This window comes from Niabella sp. CPT15-335-S11, from assembly GCF_058792415.1.
On record NZ_JBYTEI010000002.1, the window covers coordinates 1 to 16,098 of the forward strand.

Annotated in this window: 12 protein-coding genes; 3 read left to right on the plus strand and 9 right to left on the minus strand. The window is 40.7% G+C overall.

All coding sequences use genetic code 11. The features are described from left to right. Positions 1 to 38: 38 nt before the first annotated feature. From AC3WS5_RS06575 to AC3WS5_RS06590, 4 genes are all read right to left on the minus strand, one after another. Positions 39 to 527 (minus strand): DUF4468 domain-containing protein, encoded by a 489-nt coding sequence (locus AC3WS5_RS06575; protein WP_492466472.1) that lies wholly within the window; start codon positions 525 to 527, stop codon positions 39 to 41. A gap of 404 nt (positions 528 to 931) precedes the next feature. Continuing rightward, entirely contained in the window at positions 932 to 1,150 is a 219-nt protein-coding gene (locus AC3WS5_RS06580; RefSeq protein ID WP_492466473.1) for a hypothetical protein, read from the minus strand. 11 nt (positions 1,151 to 1,161) lie between these two features. Continuing rightward, positions 1,162 to 1,452, minus strand: a complete 291-nt coding sequence (locus tag AC3WS5_RS06585; protein WP_492466474.1) for a hypothetical protein — start codon at positions 1,450 to 1,452, stop codon at positions 1,162 to 1,164. Between the two features lie 1,254 nt (positions 1,453 to 2,706). Next, entirely contained in the window at positions 2,707 to 3,204 is a 498-nt protein-coding gene (locus AC3WS5_RS06590) for a helix-turn-helix domain-containing protein (protein ID WP_492466475.1), read from the minus strand. A gap of 449 nt (positions 3,205 to 3,653) precedes the next feature. On the opposite strand from AC3WS5_RS06590, the gene AC3WS5_RS06595 reads away from it, so the two are divergent. Together AC3WS5_RS06595 and AC3WS5_RS06600 are read left to right on the plus strand one after the other, a co-directional pair. After that, positions 3,654 to 6,677, plus strand: a complete 3,024-nt coding sequence (locus tag AC3WS5_RS06595; protein ID WP_492466476.1) for a SusC/RagA family TonB-linked outer membrane protein — start codon at positions 3,654 to 3,656, stop codon at positions 6,675 to 6,677. A gap of 54 nt (positions 6,678 to 6,731) precedes the next feature. Then, a complete protein-coding gene (locus tag AC3WS5_RS06600) occupies positions 6,732 to 8,144 on the plus strand; it encodes a RagB/SusD family nutrient uptake outer membrane protein (protein WP_492466477.1) in 1,413 nt (470 codons plus the stop codon). A 432-nt stretch (positions 8,145 to 8,576) separates the two neighbouring features. Here the strand turns inward: AC3WS5_RS06600 and AC3WS5_RS06605 are convergent, their stop codons facing one another. The 3 genes from AC3WS5_RS06605 to AC3WS5_RS06615 form a co-directional block, all read right to left on the minus strand. Then, positions 8,577 to 9,047 carry a MauE/DoxX family redox-associated membrane protein gene (locus AC3WS5_RS06605; protein ID WP_492466478.1) on the minus strand — a complete coding sequence of 157 codons (471 nt, stop codon included), beginning with the start codon at positions 9,045 to 9,047 and terminating at the stop codon, positions 8,577 to 8,579. Positions 9,048 to 9,839: 792 nt separating this feature from the next. After that, entirely contained in the window at positions 9,840 to 10,871 is a 1,032-nt protein-coding gene (locus tag AC3WS5_RS06610; RefSeq protein ID WP_492466479.1) for a helix-turn-helix domain-containing protein, read from the minus strand. Between the two features lie 283 nt (positions 10,872 to 11,154). Further along, complete coding sequence (locus tag AC3WS5_RS06615; protein ID WP_492466480.1) at positions 11,155 to 12,138, minus strand: hypothetical protein; 984 nt, start codon at positions 12,136 to 12,138, stop codon at positions 11,155 to 11,157. 597 nt (positions 12,139 to 12,735) lie between these two features. On the opposite strand from AC3WS5_RS06615, the gene AC3WS5_RS06620 reads away from it, so the two are divergent. After that, on the plus strand, positions 12,736 to 13,302 hold the full coding sequence (locus AC3WS5_RS06620) for a hypothetical protein (RefSeq protein ID WP_492466481.1): 567 nt from the start codon (positions 12,736 to 12,738) through the stop codon (positions 13,300 to 13,302). A 787-nt stretch (positions 13,303 to 14,089) separates the two neighbouring features. Here AC3WS5_RS06620 and AC3WS5_RS06625 read toward each other — a convergent pair. Both AC3WS5_RS06625 and AC3WS5_RS06630 read right to left on the minus strand, forming a co-directional pair. Next, positions 14,090 to 15,052 (minus strand): pentapeptide repeat-containing protein, encoded by a 963-nt coding sequence (locus AC3WS5_RS06625; RefSeq protein WP_492466482.1) that lies wholly within the window; start codon positions 15,050 to 15,052, stop codon positions 14,090 to 14,092. A gap of 18 nt (positions 15,053 to 15,070) precedes the next feature. Then, positions 15,071 to 15,919, minus strand: coding sequence for an alpha/beta fold hydrolase (locus AC3WS5_RS06630; protein ID WP_492466483.1), 849 nt, complete (start codon positions 15,917 to 15,919; stop codon positions 15,071 to 15,073). Between the last annotated feature and the right edge of the window lie 179 nt (positions 15,920 to 16,098).

Here is a 16,098-nt window from a genome sequence, read left to right on the forward strand (position 1 = left end):
GCTTCTTCATAATTGAGGTTTAAATTAATACAAATTTATTAACTAACCCTCTGGTCTGAATTTCGGGGAGTATTATATTTCATATCGAACATAACAAAAAACGTTCGGTCTTGTTTCCTAGCACCATATTTTTTTAAACTGGTCTCAATAGGAGTATAATTTCCCCCGATCATAGACGTAATATCAAAAACCTGGACCCTGAACTTGTTGTCCTTCACATTGATTTTTAATGTAAATTTCGAATTCGGCGAGTAAGTCATAATGGACTGCTTAAAGATAATATCAACATTACCTTTTGAAATAATTAGTCCCGCATCCTTATCACTTAACTCTATTGCATACTTCGCGTTTTCGAAGGTTTTAGATAGCCATTCCATCGATTTAACAAACAGAACATCTTTTTTAAATTCACTTGATGAATCGGTTTTTTCATAAACAACCAAACCATCTTTAAGGGGAATGTTGAAATCTTGTCCGAAGGAAAAAGTGATAATTAATGTGCTAAATGCCAGTAATATGAGTTTCATCGTCTGTTATTTAAATGTTACTATAATCATTGCTTCCAGTTAATTGACTGTTGAAAACCTAGTGTTTCGTCGGGTTATGTTAAGATCTCTTCTCGAAACTTCAAAAGTCGAAAATCACCTCTACGACTTTGTAAGGGAAAGAAGATAAATTTACGTTATCAAAAACGCCAGCGTCACATGTTAATTTCATTATACCTGATTTATGCCCGGGATGAATCTCCTTATCCCTTAAGGAAGTGAAAATTCTTTACAATGTTGTTTTACCTGAATAGTTCCACCCATAGAGGATATTCTTTTCTTTAAATTCTTCAATATTAGGAATAGCCCCCCAGTTGAAGTTTTTAAGATGCCAAAATTTTTTAAGTGGTCAATGCGTTTAATCATTAGCGCAGAATTGATAGGAGTTAATCGTACAAATACTTTACATATCTATTAATATAACTATTCAGGCCACTACCACTTTTAGCTAATCGCTTCATATTGTCAACATGTGAGCTTCCTGCTTTTCGGTGGCTATAAGTATATGTTCTGGGATTTCCTGCAAATTTTACCTTAATGTAATCGGTGCCGATTTCATAGGCAGACACTCCTGAATCGCCGCCTCTATTTCTATATCCTTCCATCGTTAAATAATTTAAAGTTCTGAATAAATATGTATCATACCTTTATCTCCACGTTTATATCCTTCCTTGGGGCCGTCAAAAGTTTGATCAGTAATAGTAATATTATCAGCTTTTCGCAAGTCATACATTTTCCATCCGAATTTACCAGTTGAACTGTAGCCGCCAATCTGATATGCGCGCAAGCCTTCATTGCCCGCAGTAGTTTCACCATAGCAATGTGGTTCGACCACTCTTAACTCTCCTTTATAGGAGAATTCAACTATACTTAAATTCTGAATCGCTTTAATAATGCCTGTGTTCATTTATCGTTATTTTAAAAGTTAAAAATTTTGTTTCATTAACTATCTACCAATACCCATGAACAAGGATTATGATTGGCATGGCCTTTTCGTTTTTCAAATTTCTCGGCCTGGCGTTTCCCATTGCGAACAGCATCATCCACACCCCATGCCTTTTCATTAGTGTATACATTTTATCGTTATTCTTTTCACACCGGAATACCTCCCAGCAGGGACTTTAAATACTTCTCAGAAAATCACCGTTAAGTGCATTTCTTTACAAACGTGTCTTGAATAACAGAAACGTTTAAAATTGTGACTACTGTCTGCTCGGTTTTCATGTCAGATGGCACTGCCTCATTGTATCGAATATGCCGAAACTCGACCTTAAAAAAGTCCCAATACGACTCATTGATCATGGAAAACAATCTAATTCTACCACGTATTCCCACCCTCAAATTTATAAAACAAATAAACAATAACAAGCTTCAGCCACGTGTTTTTTGTGGATACGGGAAAATTCCCGTGAGGCGACCGTGAAAAATACCCCTCACCTCTCATTCGGAAACGACCAAGACTCTGGCTTAGGTGTTGGCTAGCCCCTGCGTCTCGTAAACAAGCAATTGGTGACGGCAAGCATCAATCTCACGCTCAAAAAGCTTTATAATTGAGATCGACGAATGAGAATTTCCATTTGCGAACCATAAAATCAAGCGAAGAAATCAGGCAAGTTTACCGTAAGGATAAAAGGTATCATTCCAAGTACATTTGGAAAAGTTCAGTAAAACTAACAGTAAGGGTTAATATGCCTAACTGAAAGCCCACATCAAATTCGGGTCGCATGATCAGGGATTGTATATTTTGATGGCCACGACTAATACGACTCTTCGAGCCATCTCTCTAATACCAGCGTCGGCATGGACTTGCAAAACCTGGTTTATTTTTTTCATCGAGGTGAGCTTTTCTGCCGTACTCCAAAACTTTAAAGAGCAAATGACCTACAAAAAGCACTCACAGGTGCAGTTACAGGTGGATCAAAATGCCAGAATGGCATCATCAGCCGTCTTTCGAAGAAATAGATCAAGGTGGATCAACAAACCTGCTGGCGGTCAAGCTCGCCAAATCGACGCCTGGAAAAAACTGCAATCGATCATTGTATACCGGCTAATTGCTTATCAGTGCCGGTGGGTCAACATGAATCAACTCTGTTTCATAAATTCATATATCTGAGACCAATTAACGGTCAAATAGGCAACCATAGGCCCAAATAAAGTTGACTTATTTAAAATAATATTGCCTTCTCCGGCCGACTGTTCTGTACATCAACTTAGGCTTTCCTGGTGCCCTTCGAACCAATTGGAGACGCGCAATTGTAACCGAAACCGAGGGTGAATGCGTTTCGATTTTATATTTCTTGTCCAGGTATTTGACGATATCGCCAACGAACCTTGGTGTTTCGAAAAAATCAGTTTCTATTAGCTCGCTAATCCGCTGAGTGAGCCGGCTTTTTTCCTTTCTCCTGGCGGATAAAGCATACCTGGGTTTTATGTCAAGGTCTATATCAAGAACGTCCTTTGGATGAACACCAATCGCAAATGCAATTTCGATAAAATAACTGATACTACACTCTCTGCCATCTTCAATTTTCCGAATTGTATTTGCAGTAAACCCGGTCATTTCAGCAACATCTTCTGCTTCCAGTTTCCGTTCTTCCCGCAACTTGGCAAGTCGTGCTCCTAATTGTTTAGTGATCTTTATGTTATGATAAGCACCCACCTAACAAAAGGAGCTTATTTTTAAACAACAAAATATACCTTACAAAATTATTTTGTTGTTTAGATTGTATTCTATATATTTGACAATTGATTCTTCGAAAGCTGAAGTGTTAGAGATTTTGCCATTGAAAACAACGCTTGTTAAATATAGAAATTCTAAACACGCATTTCTGATTATTTATCAGAAAAGGTCTTCATACTCCTTCAGACCAGGACAATCTTTTGCGTGCCCTATCTGCTTTTCCTTTACAGTAAGTTATAATCTACTGTACGCTCGTAAACCCCGCCAGCCGGAGTGACCCTCGGCCGGGGTAACGGATTTGTTTCGCTAACCTACATACCCGCTATTCCGGCACCTTCCAGGGCAAAGTGTAACCCTCTAAACCAAATGGGATACCTCTGCCCTATTCTTAGCTAAATCACATTACAAAACGAATCAATTCTTTAAGTATGAAAAAATTCACGCTGTTGGGCGTAATGGCAATCTTATGCCTATATCTCAACACGGTTGTCGCACAAAACAATACTCCAATAAGCGGCACTGTCCATAATGCAGCGGGGGAGCCACTTTCCGGTGCGACAGTAACAAACACTCGCACCGGGAAAGGAACGGTAACAAGAGCATCAGGCGCCTTTATACTGCATGGCGTTCAAGAGAAAGACAAACTGCGCATAAGCTACATTGGTTATGCAACTCAGGTTAAAGCATTATTATTAAATGCGCCGATGAATATCGCGCTAAGCGAAGCTACAAACGAGCTTGACAAGGTGGTGGTACAAGCTTATGGCATCACTAGCGACCGGCTTCGGACTGGTAATATTGGTAAATTGACAGCCACAGACATTCAAAAACAACCCGTAATGAACGTATTGGATGCATTGCAAGGACAAATTCCCGGGGTTGCCGTTGCTCGAAATAATGGATATGCCAGTGGTGCTATCAAAGTAGAGATACGGGGTAGGAACACAATTAATCCGAGTATTCCATCAGACCCCCTTTACATAGTGGATGGTGTTCCTCTAACAATACAAGATCTCAAAGGTGCTGATAATTATGCAACTGGTTCCAGAGGGGTTATACAAACTGGTATTAATAGTCCGGCTCTCGGTCAAAGTCCGTTGTTTAGCCTCAACCCTAATGATATTGAAAGCATTGAAATATTAAAGGATGCTGATGCCACTTCAATCTACGGTTCGCGTGCTGCCAATGGTGTGATACTAATCACTACGAAAAGAGGTGAAACCGGGAAAATCAAGACAGAAGGCACTTTCAGCTCAGGTATTACTCAGGTTAGCCGCTTTTATCCAGTGCTAAACACCCCGCAATATGTAGAAATGCGGCTTGAAGCCTTGTCTAATGATAATTTACCCGTAAACGCACAAAACGCACCCGACTTGGTGATATGGGACAGCACGAGTTTTAGGGACTGGCAGAGACTTCTGTGGGACAGATTGGGCCATACAAATGACGCCAACGTTGGAGTTTCTGCTGGTAACTCCTCTGGGAATTACCGAATTAGTGCCGGGTATCATGCACAATCGGATATATTGGCAGTAAAAGGCTTCAATAGACGAGGGGGTGTTTCCTTTAACATTAATCACCACACTCCGGAAAACAAATTCTCTATCGGGTTGTCAGGTATGTACAATACTACCGACGTTAATACAACAGTCAATCCGCAGGCCGTTTCGCTTCCACCAACAGCCCCTCCAATTTACGATATCAATGGCAACCTCAACTATGCGGGCTGGACTCCCAGGAGTTATATGTTTGTTTTTGGTTATTTATTGCAGTCATACAACGCTAAAACGAATTTTCTGAACAGCAACCTTTCCCTCAGTTACACCCTGTTAAAAGGACTAAAGGCAAAGGCGAATTTTGGCTATGGTAATATTCAAACAGTTCAAAATAGTAGGATACCCATTGCCAGTCTGGATCCGAGTTTTAATCCGATGGGGTCTGCAGTGTTGGGTTATACTGTGGTTAAAAACATGATCGTCGAACCTCAAATTGATTATACTACATTCATTTCAAAAGGCAAATTAAGTTTGTTGTTGGGCAGCTCTTATCAGGATAATTACACTGGTGGGGCCTCCCTGACGGGAAATAACATTGCGAACGACGCATTGCTCAGCAATTTGTCTAGCGCTCAGCGGCAAAGTATTTCAAATATTAGTGCCGATTATAAGTATTTCGCAACGTTTGGCAGGATCAACTACTTATGGGACGGCAGGTATATTCTCAATTTGAATATGAGACACGATGGCTCTAGTAAATTCGGCCCGGGACGACAATTTGGGACCTTTGCTTCTGCTGGTGGGGCATGGATCTTTTCAGAAACTCGCCTTATAAAAGAACTTTTTCCCTTTGTTGATTTTGGGAAGTTAAGAGGCAGTTACGGAAGTACAGGCGGCGACCAGATTCCCAACTACCAATATCAGTCTTCCTGGTCATTTGGCGCCTTTTCCTATGATGGATCCCAAATTCTTTTTCCTGAAAGGCATTATGATTCCACCATTCACTGGCAGTCAAACAAGAAACTAGAATTAGCTCTGGCAATAAGTCTTCTGAAAGAGCGTATTTCACTAGAAGCAAGCTGGTATAGGAATCAGTGCAACAATCAACTCGTGGCCTTTCCAACGCCCACTATAACAGGATTTGCTAGCGTTTATTCCAATAGCCCAGCTAATGTTCAAAACACCGGCTTCGAGTTCAATTTAAAAGGTTTCCCTATAAAAAGCCTGAGTTTTACTTGGGCCTCTAATTTGACGCTATTTTTCAACAGGAGTAAATTACTTAGTTACCCAAACCTTTCCCAATCGCCATATGCCGGAATATTTGTAGTCGGGCGTCCCTTACTGATTACAAAAGTCCTGCATAATACAGGAGTAGATCCAGAAACAGGAAAGTACACTTTTGCCGACTTGAACGAGAACGGCAAGACTGACATTGATTTTTCTAACAAGAACCCGGACGACCGATATGTTTACGACAGAACACCAAGGTATGAGGGTGGCGTTTCGAATACGATAAGTGTCGGAAATTGGACGCTGGATTTTCTCTTTTATTTCAAAAAACAAACAGGAAATAAACCGTTTGCCAATATTGGAGGTATTCCCGGAGATATTGTTAATCAACCTGCTGAAGTAATGAACAGATGGCAAAAGCCCGGCGACATAGCTAGCATTGCTAAGTTTACTACAAGGCCTGATAATTCCTATTTCTATTTTAAAAATTATTCAGATGGAGTTTTTACAGATGCATCATTTGTACGTCTACAAAACGCAGCAGTAACATATACAATTCGAAAGTCAGCACTAAAACGTGCTGGCTTTGGAAGCTGCGGTATATATTTTAAAGGGCAGAACCTAATATTGCTAACCCGGTATAAAGGTGCCGATCCGGAGACTCAAAATGCTACCACTATTAGTATCCCCAGGATTTTGACAGCCGGAGTATCACTTAATTTTTAAGTTTTTATAATAAATAGCAATTGTAATATCCTCTTTACAAAAATTTTCTGAATCATGAAAATAGTTTATATAATAATAGTTTCGCTACTCATAGTAATCCAGAGTGGTTGCCGTAAACTAATTAAAATAGAACCGCCTAGTAATTTACTTACTACCAAAGCCGTATTTGAGACGCCTGAGCAGGCTAAATCTGCCTTAGCTGCAATTTATTACAGGATGGTGAACGGTTCTTCGGCCTTTTCATCCGGCCAACTCACTTTATATGCGGGATTGAGTGCCGATGAATTCCTGTTATTTGATCCCAATAATCAAGTTTACGGGGAATTTTATAGAAATGACATTTTACCGAATAACAATTCATTGAGAAACATATTTTGGGCTTACACTTACCAGTTAATTTTCCAAACTAATGCAGTGCTGGAAAATGTTCCCAAAGCAAATTTCTCAGACTCGATCAAAAATGAAATGCTGGGAGAGTCTTCTTTTCTTCGAGCTTTCTGCTATTTCTATTTAGTTAATATGTTTGGACCAGTACCAATCATCTCAACTACTAATTGGCAAAAGACGAATCTGCTGAGCCGAAACAGCGAAATGGAAGTGTATAATTTTATAGAAGCCGATCTTGCAAATGCTCGGGAACGGCTGTCTAAGCGCTTTTCAGCATTGGGAGGAGAACGGACTATACCGAATTACTATGCGGCTGCGGCGCTGCTAGCTAGGGTTTATATGTTCCAGAAGAAATGGGAAGAGGCAGGGAGACTTTCAAGTGAGGTCATTTCTGCAACCAACTCGTTTTCTCTTGTTACAGTTGATAAAATATACAGCCCAAATAACAATGAGGCTATCTGGCAACTAAAACAACAAAACACACAATCAAATTTGTTTTCTTCGCCAGAAGGCAGAATTTTTATACCAAGATTAAAAAACTCAGCTATTATTCCAGTTGTCTATCTCTATTCAGAGTTTCTCGATTCTTTCGAAATGGGGGATCGACGTAAAGTGGCCTGGGTCGATTCGACTAGACTTACGACAAACAAATTGACCTACTATTATCCCTATAAGTATAAAATTGGGAATGGACAGACCGGAAGTAACTATGCTGAATATCACACGGTACTGAGGCTTTCTGAACAGTTTTTAATTCGGGCAGAATCAAGAATGAACCAGGGGAAACTTCGTGAAGCCATTGATGATCTAAATGTAGTTAGATTGAGAGCAGGCCTGACAAATTTGGATTATTCATCGGATATGGAGAACGTCAAAGCCAAACTAATAAAAGAAAGATCAATAGAAATGTTTGCAGAATGGGGGTGTCGTTGGTTTGATCTAAAGCGTTGGGGGCTGACAGATAAGGCGTTGTCAAGGATACAAAATAAAAACTGGAAGGAAACCGATGGCCTATATCCAATTCCCGTAAGTGAAATAGCAACAAATCCAAATCTAACTCAAAATCCTGGTTACGAGTGAAGAGAGGAAAATTAAGTAGGGGCGACATGTCGCCCCCTTGTCCTCGTTTACCACGTACCGTCCGAAATAACGCTCTGGTTGGTGGAACCATTGTTGAAATATACGTTTCGAGGGGAACCGCCAGGGGTTGTTAGTTGCATAGTACTACCTGTCGTCGTTTGCAGATTAAGCCCGCTGATGGAAGAAGTGTTTGAGATTTGTTTAAAACCTCCTGCTCCATCTTCGACTACCAACCCCTGGTTTATGAACTTTTGGCTAGTAGCAAAAACCACAGCGGTTATTAATGAAAGGCAAACCAGTAATAGAAACAATGGGAACTTTTTCATAATTGTAAATTTTTATTTTGATGCCTACTTTTTAAAGGGTTTCGGCAATGCCCTGGTGTTGACTCATATGTTGCATTTATTTCGAAATAGTCTCTTATGTTTTTAATTATGTGGCACATATGTGATTATTTGAGTTATTAGTCTTTCGATCCAAGATCAATAACAGCATCGCTATCCAACTTACCCCAAGCGCCTCTAAAAGCTTCAGAAACCAGTTGGACTGGGACCAAAATGCCCGCCACGGCCAGAACAAATACGGCGTGGTATAAAAGACATAAATTACCCAGACAATAAAAGTTAATTGTGAGAGTATAATAACTGAAAGTATCAATGGCCTCATTTTTTTGAAAATTATTAAAACTGCAAGCAGTAACTGAAGCGCTGGTACAGCATAAGCCAATGTATTCGCCCAGGGCTTAATGATTGGTGTATGTTGCAACCAGACATGGTAACTGCTAAAGGCAAGGACCTTTTGCAGGCCCAAAAAATAATAGTATAGCAATAATAGTCCAATAAGGACCATTCGCAGACTGTCTGTTCTGTGATTGGTCAAGTTATATTTCACTGTGGCGTTCATTAGCTCTTATTTAAAATCGACTTTTAACTCTGTTCGAGCTGTTTTTCCCCGAAGAAAGAAAAGCGCACTGCGTATGCCGGTGCAATGCGCTTTATGCCTCTAATTGCACCCAATCTCGTTTGGGTTATACGTCCTTTTTCCCGCCGATACCGCAACGATTCGTTACCAGCACCCCACAGTGTTCGGATATTCCGGCAGTAAAATATTCCCAAGTAGGAACAGGGGGCGGCCGGATATCCCATCGGCGGGCCTTAAACATCCCGAATAGGATGTCGTCATTTCGGGGTGCTCCCCTTTCAATAAATTAAAAGCCTCATTAGCCGGACAAATTCACTTATCGAGCCACTACATTCAATCGTAGGTCCAGGCGGCCCGGTTACTTTACGTTCGAGGCCTTGTCGACAATAAGCTTTATAAAATTTCATATTATAATTTTTATTTTTGTGTTTAGTTAATGTGATACAAAAAGGCACTTCTCTCCCCCATCGCTTCCAGTGATTATTTTTTTCACCTGTGCGCGTCTGTGATTTAATGGAATAAAGGCGCCGGCTGCCTTTACTTTTGGGGTCTGTAAATTCCGGTTCTTTGAGTGATTAAAGGGCCCCTCACCCTGCTCTTCTTAATCGCTAATAACTTTTCCGGTCGTGGCTTATTTTCTTTTTTCGTTTTGCTAATGATGAAGTAAAGATACGTTGCCAAAAAGCCAAAGTCAATCAAAAAAAGGTCGATTTTGAGTCATTTTTACCAAAACCATTCCTTTTTTTTAACAAAACGGCCTACGCGAGACTGGGTTCAGCCTTTTTGAGCCCCAAGAAATTTGTTATAAGCATACCAAAATGTATGTCGGTTCTTATACCCAACGGCGAAAAATACCCGCTTCACTGGTAGCTTCTCCTGGGAGATTAGTCGGTGTGCATGCTTCATCCTTAGCCCGGTGGCAAATTCAGAAGGCGTACACCCAAATGCGGCTTTAAATCTTTGGAACAAAGTTTTCTTACTTATAAAAAGCTGACTGGTTAACAAAACGTGTGAAAGATCCTGTGAGGTATACTGTTCCTGTATGCTTTCAAGGGCTTTAAACGCGAGGGCATGTTGCCGGGCGAGAGCGTTTTCATAAACGTGGAGGAGATGGGCTAAGAACTGCCGGATGAATACTTCTAAAGTCGCTGAATTTGGCGGCTGGAGCTTTCTGTGTTTGTCAAGCCAGCGATACAGGTCCCTGTTAATATATATCTGCGGAACCTGGTGGCGAGCCAGGTGATCGTTGTTCAGACTCACGACTAGTTTTTCCAATAGTGGGAAGTCTTCACGATGCTGAACCATCCAGTTGTCGGGAACCACGATAAAGAAACAAAGATGTCGTCCTTTTGGATAGAAAGCTGTGTAACCACCGGGCGTGCACCGCGCCAGGTAATGAAAACGTTCTTTGGTCTGCATAAAGGACGCAACTCCTCCTGCGTCCTTTATTTCCACTTGGCCCTGAAGCATATAAAAAAGGACGGTGGCATTTTCCAGAATTTCATAATTTATGATAACAGGTTTGGCTGAATCCAGCCAGAACAGTTCCAAGTATAGGGTTTCATGGGAAAGTTGCTGCTGCACAAGTATTCCGTTTTCGAGATTGTAAAGCTTTGTTTCTTGCGCGGAATCCAGCTTGGGACATCCGCTGGGTAGAATCGCCTGCCGGTAGGCGTGGCCTGCCTGACGGTAGTCAGGGCCCGTCTGAAGATCCTCACGACCTGCTTGCTTTCCGGCAGGCCCTCCGGCGGAAAAGACCTTTTTTTCCCCGGGATGGGTAAGTTTTAGTGTATAAAAAGACTTCATACGCAAGGTAATTTGGCAGAGGCATATATATATTACACAAATCCAGAAGATTTGTTGAGGCTTTCTACGAATTATGCGTTTTTTGCATAAGAAAAGGCGGGTTTCATTGAATAAACTACATGGGGATGTTTAATGAAAGGCCGGAGCCAGGAATGTATCATTCAGGGTCCCCCCACTACACAGAACGGTACGGTTAGCAATTCACTACCCAAAAAGGCTACTTTCCCGAAATTGCCGAATAGTTGGTAAAGTACATTGGCCCATGAAAGGATCCCTATTGAATTCAATTTTCAACTGGAATAAAATTCAAGTTACCATTTATGTCCATCATCCAAGTCCAAACCTTTCCCTTTTTCGGTTGGCATATTTCTAAAGGAACACCGGTAAAATGAGAAAGTATGGATGCATATTCGTCATTATCCCAATCGTCGAAAATTGGTTTGTCACTTATGCCCTGAAGGGGTATCAACCAAGATTCGGCCATCTCGCCATTGTCTTTAATTATAAATTTCGGCGTCCGGTTCATTAATAACCTTTTATACAAAATTCTAGTGGTCATTTCTTTAAACTGAAGCGGATGCAGTTCAATATCTATGTGATGGTCAAATAAATCAACATACTGTTTTGTTGCTTCACAATCTTGTAGTGTGCTTATAATTCCAATCTCTCCCATCCTAACAGAAATAAACGGCGTATTCTGACTGTCCATAAGGTCCCATTGCTCTTCAATTCGCTTTGGCTTTTGGGTCTTGTAAAAATAAATTGATGCGGGAAAAAAATTGTTGAAGGTGTGCCGCTTTCTAATTCCCTGCAAGAATAGGAAATGAGAATAAAACGATCCTAAATAGTCAGGACCCGTAATTGTTCCTCTGTCAGGGTCCGCCCTATCTGCACTTAGAAATAACTCCCGGTACATAATTCCAAAATAAATTTTCCCTAGCCATAGAAAAAGAGTTTCTTTATCTATCTTAAGAAACTCTTCATAACCGCCTTCAAAGGCAGCTCGAATTTTATTTTCAAAAGGACTAAGGTGAAGATTATTGTACTCAAAACAACAAGGAATAGTAAGAAATCTGTAGGGCAAAAACGTCCCATTCAAAAGAGTGATTTGTTCGTCCCAAAGATTAAATTGATGCAGTACCCATTTGGGAATAACATGTTCCACCGTTTTGTTCTCTTCTGTCAGTTTACAATCACATAAAAAGCAATTGTCGGAGGTATACTTATGATGTGTAATTTGTTCGAAAATGCCTTTTTGTTCGGTCATAGTTTTGTTACGTCTAACGTTCATGTTTATTGCGCGTAGCCGATTTTGGAGCGCTCACATCACCAAGCCAAATTCCTACTCCTGGCTTTCACCACCAAATTTATGTACTAACCCATACAAATCTAGTTTTAAAGATGCTTTTTTGAAATAGGGGAAAACTCCCGTACCGCTACCGGGGAAAACACCCGGATAATTAGCAATAATGTTATGATAACTTTCGTCGGTCTATTTTGATTGTCTGTATTTGGGAATCTATTTTGATGTTTGTCCATGTCATTAAAAAATCACAGCTAGATGAGCATGGGTAAACTCTATTCGGGTTATCATTCGATAGGCCAAAAACTGAAGCTGTAGCGATGCCGCCTGATTGTAAACTACCCCGAAATATTCAAAACACATTAACTCAAAAATGTTCATATTGTCATTTCTAAACTCTTGTCACTGACTCTCTAAAAGCTTATTGCAATGAAATACTCCTTGGTTATCACATTATCCATTTTTTTGTTATCATGTACCGACAAGAAATATACCTACCGTGAAGACGGAAAAGAGCAAATAATTACGGCTCCAAATAATTCGGCGGCCTATACTGAGGCCGTGAAATTGTTTGAAATAAGCAAAATTGCTCACGAAAGTGTAGAAGCGGCGTTTGGCAACTACCATTCAACTGGACCGATTGATTTCGAATTAGTTGACCAAAATGGTAAAGAAGTGATAGAAGTGGTTAATCGCGATTCAATAAGGAAAAGAGTCGCCGAATTGGGCCAGGGGCAAAAAGAACGACTCAAAGAAGTTGTTAATGCAACCATGTTTAAGGACACGATTGGATCCAATAGTTTTCCCGTGAAGATTTTGAAGGCTGTTTTTTCCCATGAAGAATATTCCAATTATAAAAATGTCTCCCTTTCGTACAAAAATAGGTCCGGAAAGAAAATCAATGCCATTAGGTTTAAATGGTACGGGGAAAATTCGTTTGGAGAACCTGCTGATATGACTGGGCTTATTGAAGGCTGGGGAGGTGGTTTTGATGATTCAGGCTTAGGTGTCGGTAAAACGGGCTATGGAACCTGGAATGTTTATAGCAAAGATGGAAAAAAAATAATTGTTGCCTACCCAACCGAAGTCGCATTTGGCGATGGAACAAAGTGGCAGAATCCAAATTAAGTTACCGACTTTACGAAACTGTGTCGAAAAACTTAAAACCAATTCTAAATGAATAGTGTCATTAAAAGCACAGTGATATCGGCGTTTCTATTTCTATTCTTAAATGGCAACGCCCAAATAGTCTACAGAACTCCTACTGGAGAAAAGTATCATTTAGCAAGTTGTAGATATGCTAAAACCGCTTCTCAGGCGATGACCGTTTCCGAAGCTGTCGAAGCTGGATTAACCCCCTGCAAGATCTGTAAACCTCAGCACGGCTCAAATTCTTATTCCTTAGGTATTAATAATAGTGTTAATAAGAAAAATCCACCAGGTCAAAGTCAGCAATGTCACGGTATCACAAAAAAGGGGGCCAGGTGTAGAAATCTTACGAGGTATACAAACGGATATTGTTACCTTCATCAGCCATAGCCTGTAATAGGCGCAAACCATAGATGGGCACGTTTGCGCATGAGATTCGGACAACCTTGATGCGGCTTGGCCAGGTTAAGAAAAAGAACGGTGAACTGTAACGTGCCGAGTAATTATCAGATGATTTTTTGCAGATTGAATCTCGATTACTCAAAGTGCTATGAATATCTTCAGAATGATTACGATTTTATTTTACAAAGTGATGATTCCGATCGAAATTAGAAACGATCCTATTATTTACATAGGATAGACTTACAGATAGCAATAAAAAGCAGGCTCAAAACCTGGTCAACAAAACGCACAAGATGATCCGGTTTCGGTGACTGTTTATTTTTAGGTACGCCTAATTGAAAAAGATGAAATAACAGTGCTCACCTTAAATAGTCATAACTTTTGATAGATCGGCTCCCATACCTTCGAGTTCAGCAAAAGTTAGTTTATCCATTGTAGCACCATCAAAGCGGATAGTTTTAATAGCCCTATAGTATTTATTGGTTAGGGCGTATGAGGGTCGAAATGATACATTTCTGAGGATTGAGCCGTTGAAGGTAGCTTCGTTCAACGCGGCTTTATCGAACTTAACATCAATAAAGGTCTGCCCGTCAAGGTTTACCTCTCTCAGGTCAGCAAACGTAAAATCTACGCCATTGAAAGTACAGTTCTCAAAAACAGTCTTTTTAAGATCGGTTTTTGTCAGCTTTGCACTTATCAATTCTGCATTAATAAATCTTGCTCCTGCAAGTCCTGATGCGTCAAACACAGTACGCAAAAGAATGGTTTTTTTGAAACTTGCATCTGTAAGGTCATTTGCTGAGAAAGTACAATCTGTCAGGTTCGCACCGTCGAAATTGACTTCTCGCATATCACTGCCCGTAAATGAACTCCCGGATAAGTCGGCATCGGCAAAGTTGGCACCGCGTAATGCACTTCCGTTAAAATTCAGCTTATGAGCGTTAACACCTGCAAAATCAACTTTCGAGAGGTTACTTCCGCTAAAATTCGTCAATAATTGTCGCTCCTCTGTATCGTTGGCGTTCTGCATCGTTCGTTCAGCATCGTCGTCATTATTGTCGGCTTTTACGATCGCTGACTGTGCGTTACTAATTGATTGGTAGTTTTCTGAAAAGTAATTAAGATCGTGACCCAGTATTTCCGCAAGGCGGTTAATGGTAACGATATCCGGAATCGATTCGCCACGCTCCCATTTTCCAACTGCCTGAGGGCTGATAAACAGACATTGGGCAAGTTGCGCCTGAGACATCTTTTTATCTTTTCGTGCTTTGGCAATTTTGCTGCCGATTGATTTTGAATTAGTCATATAAGTATATTTTAAATCCAATTCTACAATTTTGTTCTTCTACCCTACTGCATCAATCTTTTGGTGATAGATATTAGTTAGTTCCCGAATCGCTTTTGCTACCTCAAAGAAATCCCTTTTTAGAATGGAGCCGTGGGTACTGGGTACTTTGGCACTAATCTTAATGTTGGGATTTCGTTCGACTACCGCGTTGACACCCGTTCGGATTAATTCTTGTTCATTCCCCCTACTCCCAAAGGATGTGCCAGATGCAAGTACATATCTTGTCGGCTTGGTAATTTTATCCAGCACCGGCCCCAATTCACTTTCGCTCCCCAGCCAGCCCAATTCGATATTGCTTTCAGCCATCTGTGAGGGACTCAATCGCGGTGTTAATCCTGTTGGGCGCAACACCCACAGCAATGGATTTAAACGTTTAAAAAGCTTCCTTATCCGCTTTGCCATAGTTTCTGTCATCCAGTCGTAAGGCATTGCTCCGTCAACCAAAACTGCCCCTATACACCTGTCAGGATTACGAGTTGCCCAGTGAGCCGCTAAATACGCCCCGTACGACCAACCTACCACTAAAGCTCTTTTTACGTTTCTTGCACCAAGAACTGCATCTACATCACGGAGACAAGCTTCAAAAGAATAGTCAGATGATTTTAGTGAATTTCTGCCTCTTGCCCTTTCGTCATAGGTAATATGTCTGAAGTCAGCGCCAAGCTCCGTAATTACCCTTTTCCAGTAACCTTGCGTGGCAAATTGCCCATTCAGGTAGATAATTGGGATGCCGGGGCCTCCTGTGTCTTTAGCAGCCAATGCAGTATCGTCAATTGGTATCATTCCAGTCCAGGTGGCTGGGACACCTACAATGTTGTCGACATTTTTACTTGAGCTTGAGAGCATCTTTTATTTATTTAATTGAAATCACAAAGGTACTCTCACCTCTACTCGTTTTGCTAATAAATTCACCTCCTTGTAGTTGTAAGGACGCTACTTAAGGTTGTTGTTAGCAACTCGTAGTAGTATGTCGAGCGTCATTTGAAAAGTTGAAGTGTATAATACCGGTTCTTCGGGTTAATACT

Bases quoted from the DNA above. Each gene is read 5' to 3' on its own strand.
- AC3WS5_RS06615 (WP_492466480.1), bottom strand. From the start codon at position 12,138: ATGACCGAACAAAAAGGCATTTTCGAACAAATTACACATCATAAGTAT.
- AC3WS5_RS06610 (WP_492466479.1), bottom strand. From the start codon at position 10,871: ATGAAGTCTTTTTATACACTAAAACTTACCCATCCCGGGGAAAAAAAG.
- AC3WS5_RS06605 (WP_492466478.1), bottom strand. From the start codon at position 9,047: ATGAACGCCACAGTGAAATATAACTTGACCAATCACAGAACAGACAGT.
- AC3WS5_RS06585 (WP_492466474.1), bottom strand. From the start codon at position 1,452: ATGAACACAGGCATTATTAAAGCGATTCAGAATTTAAGTATAGTTGAA.
- AC3WS5_RS06630 (WP_492466483.1), bottom strand. From the start codon at position 15,919: ATGCTCTCAAGCTCAAGTAAAAATGTCGACAACATTGTAGGTGTCCCA.
- AC3WS5_RS06575 (WP_492466472.1), bottom strand. From the start codon at position 527: ATGAAACTCATATTACTGGCATTTAGCACATTAATTATCACTTTTTCC.
- AC3WS5_RS06600 (WP_492466477.1), top strand. From the start codon at position 6,732: ATGAAAATAGTTTATATAATAATAGTTTCGCTACTCATAGTAATCCAG.
- AC3WS5_RS06595 (WP_492466476.1), top strand. From the start codon at position 3,654: ATGAAAAAATTCACGCTGTTGGGCGTAATGGCAATCTTATGCCTATAT.
- AC3WS5_RS06580 (WP_492466473.1), bottom strand. From the start codon at position 1,150: ATGGAAGGATATAGAAATAGAGGCGGCGATTCAGGAGTGTCTGCCTAT.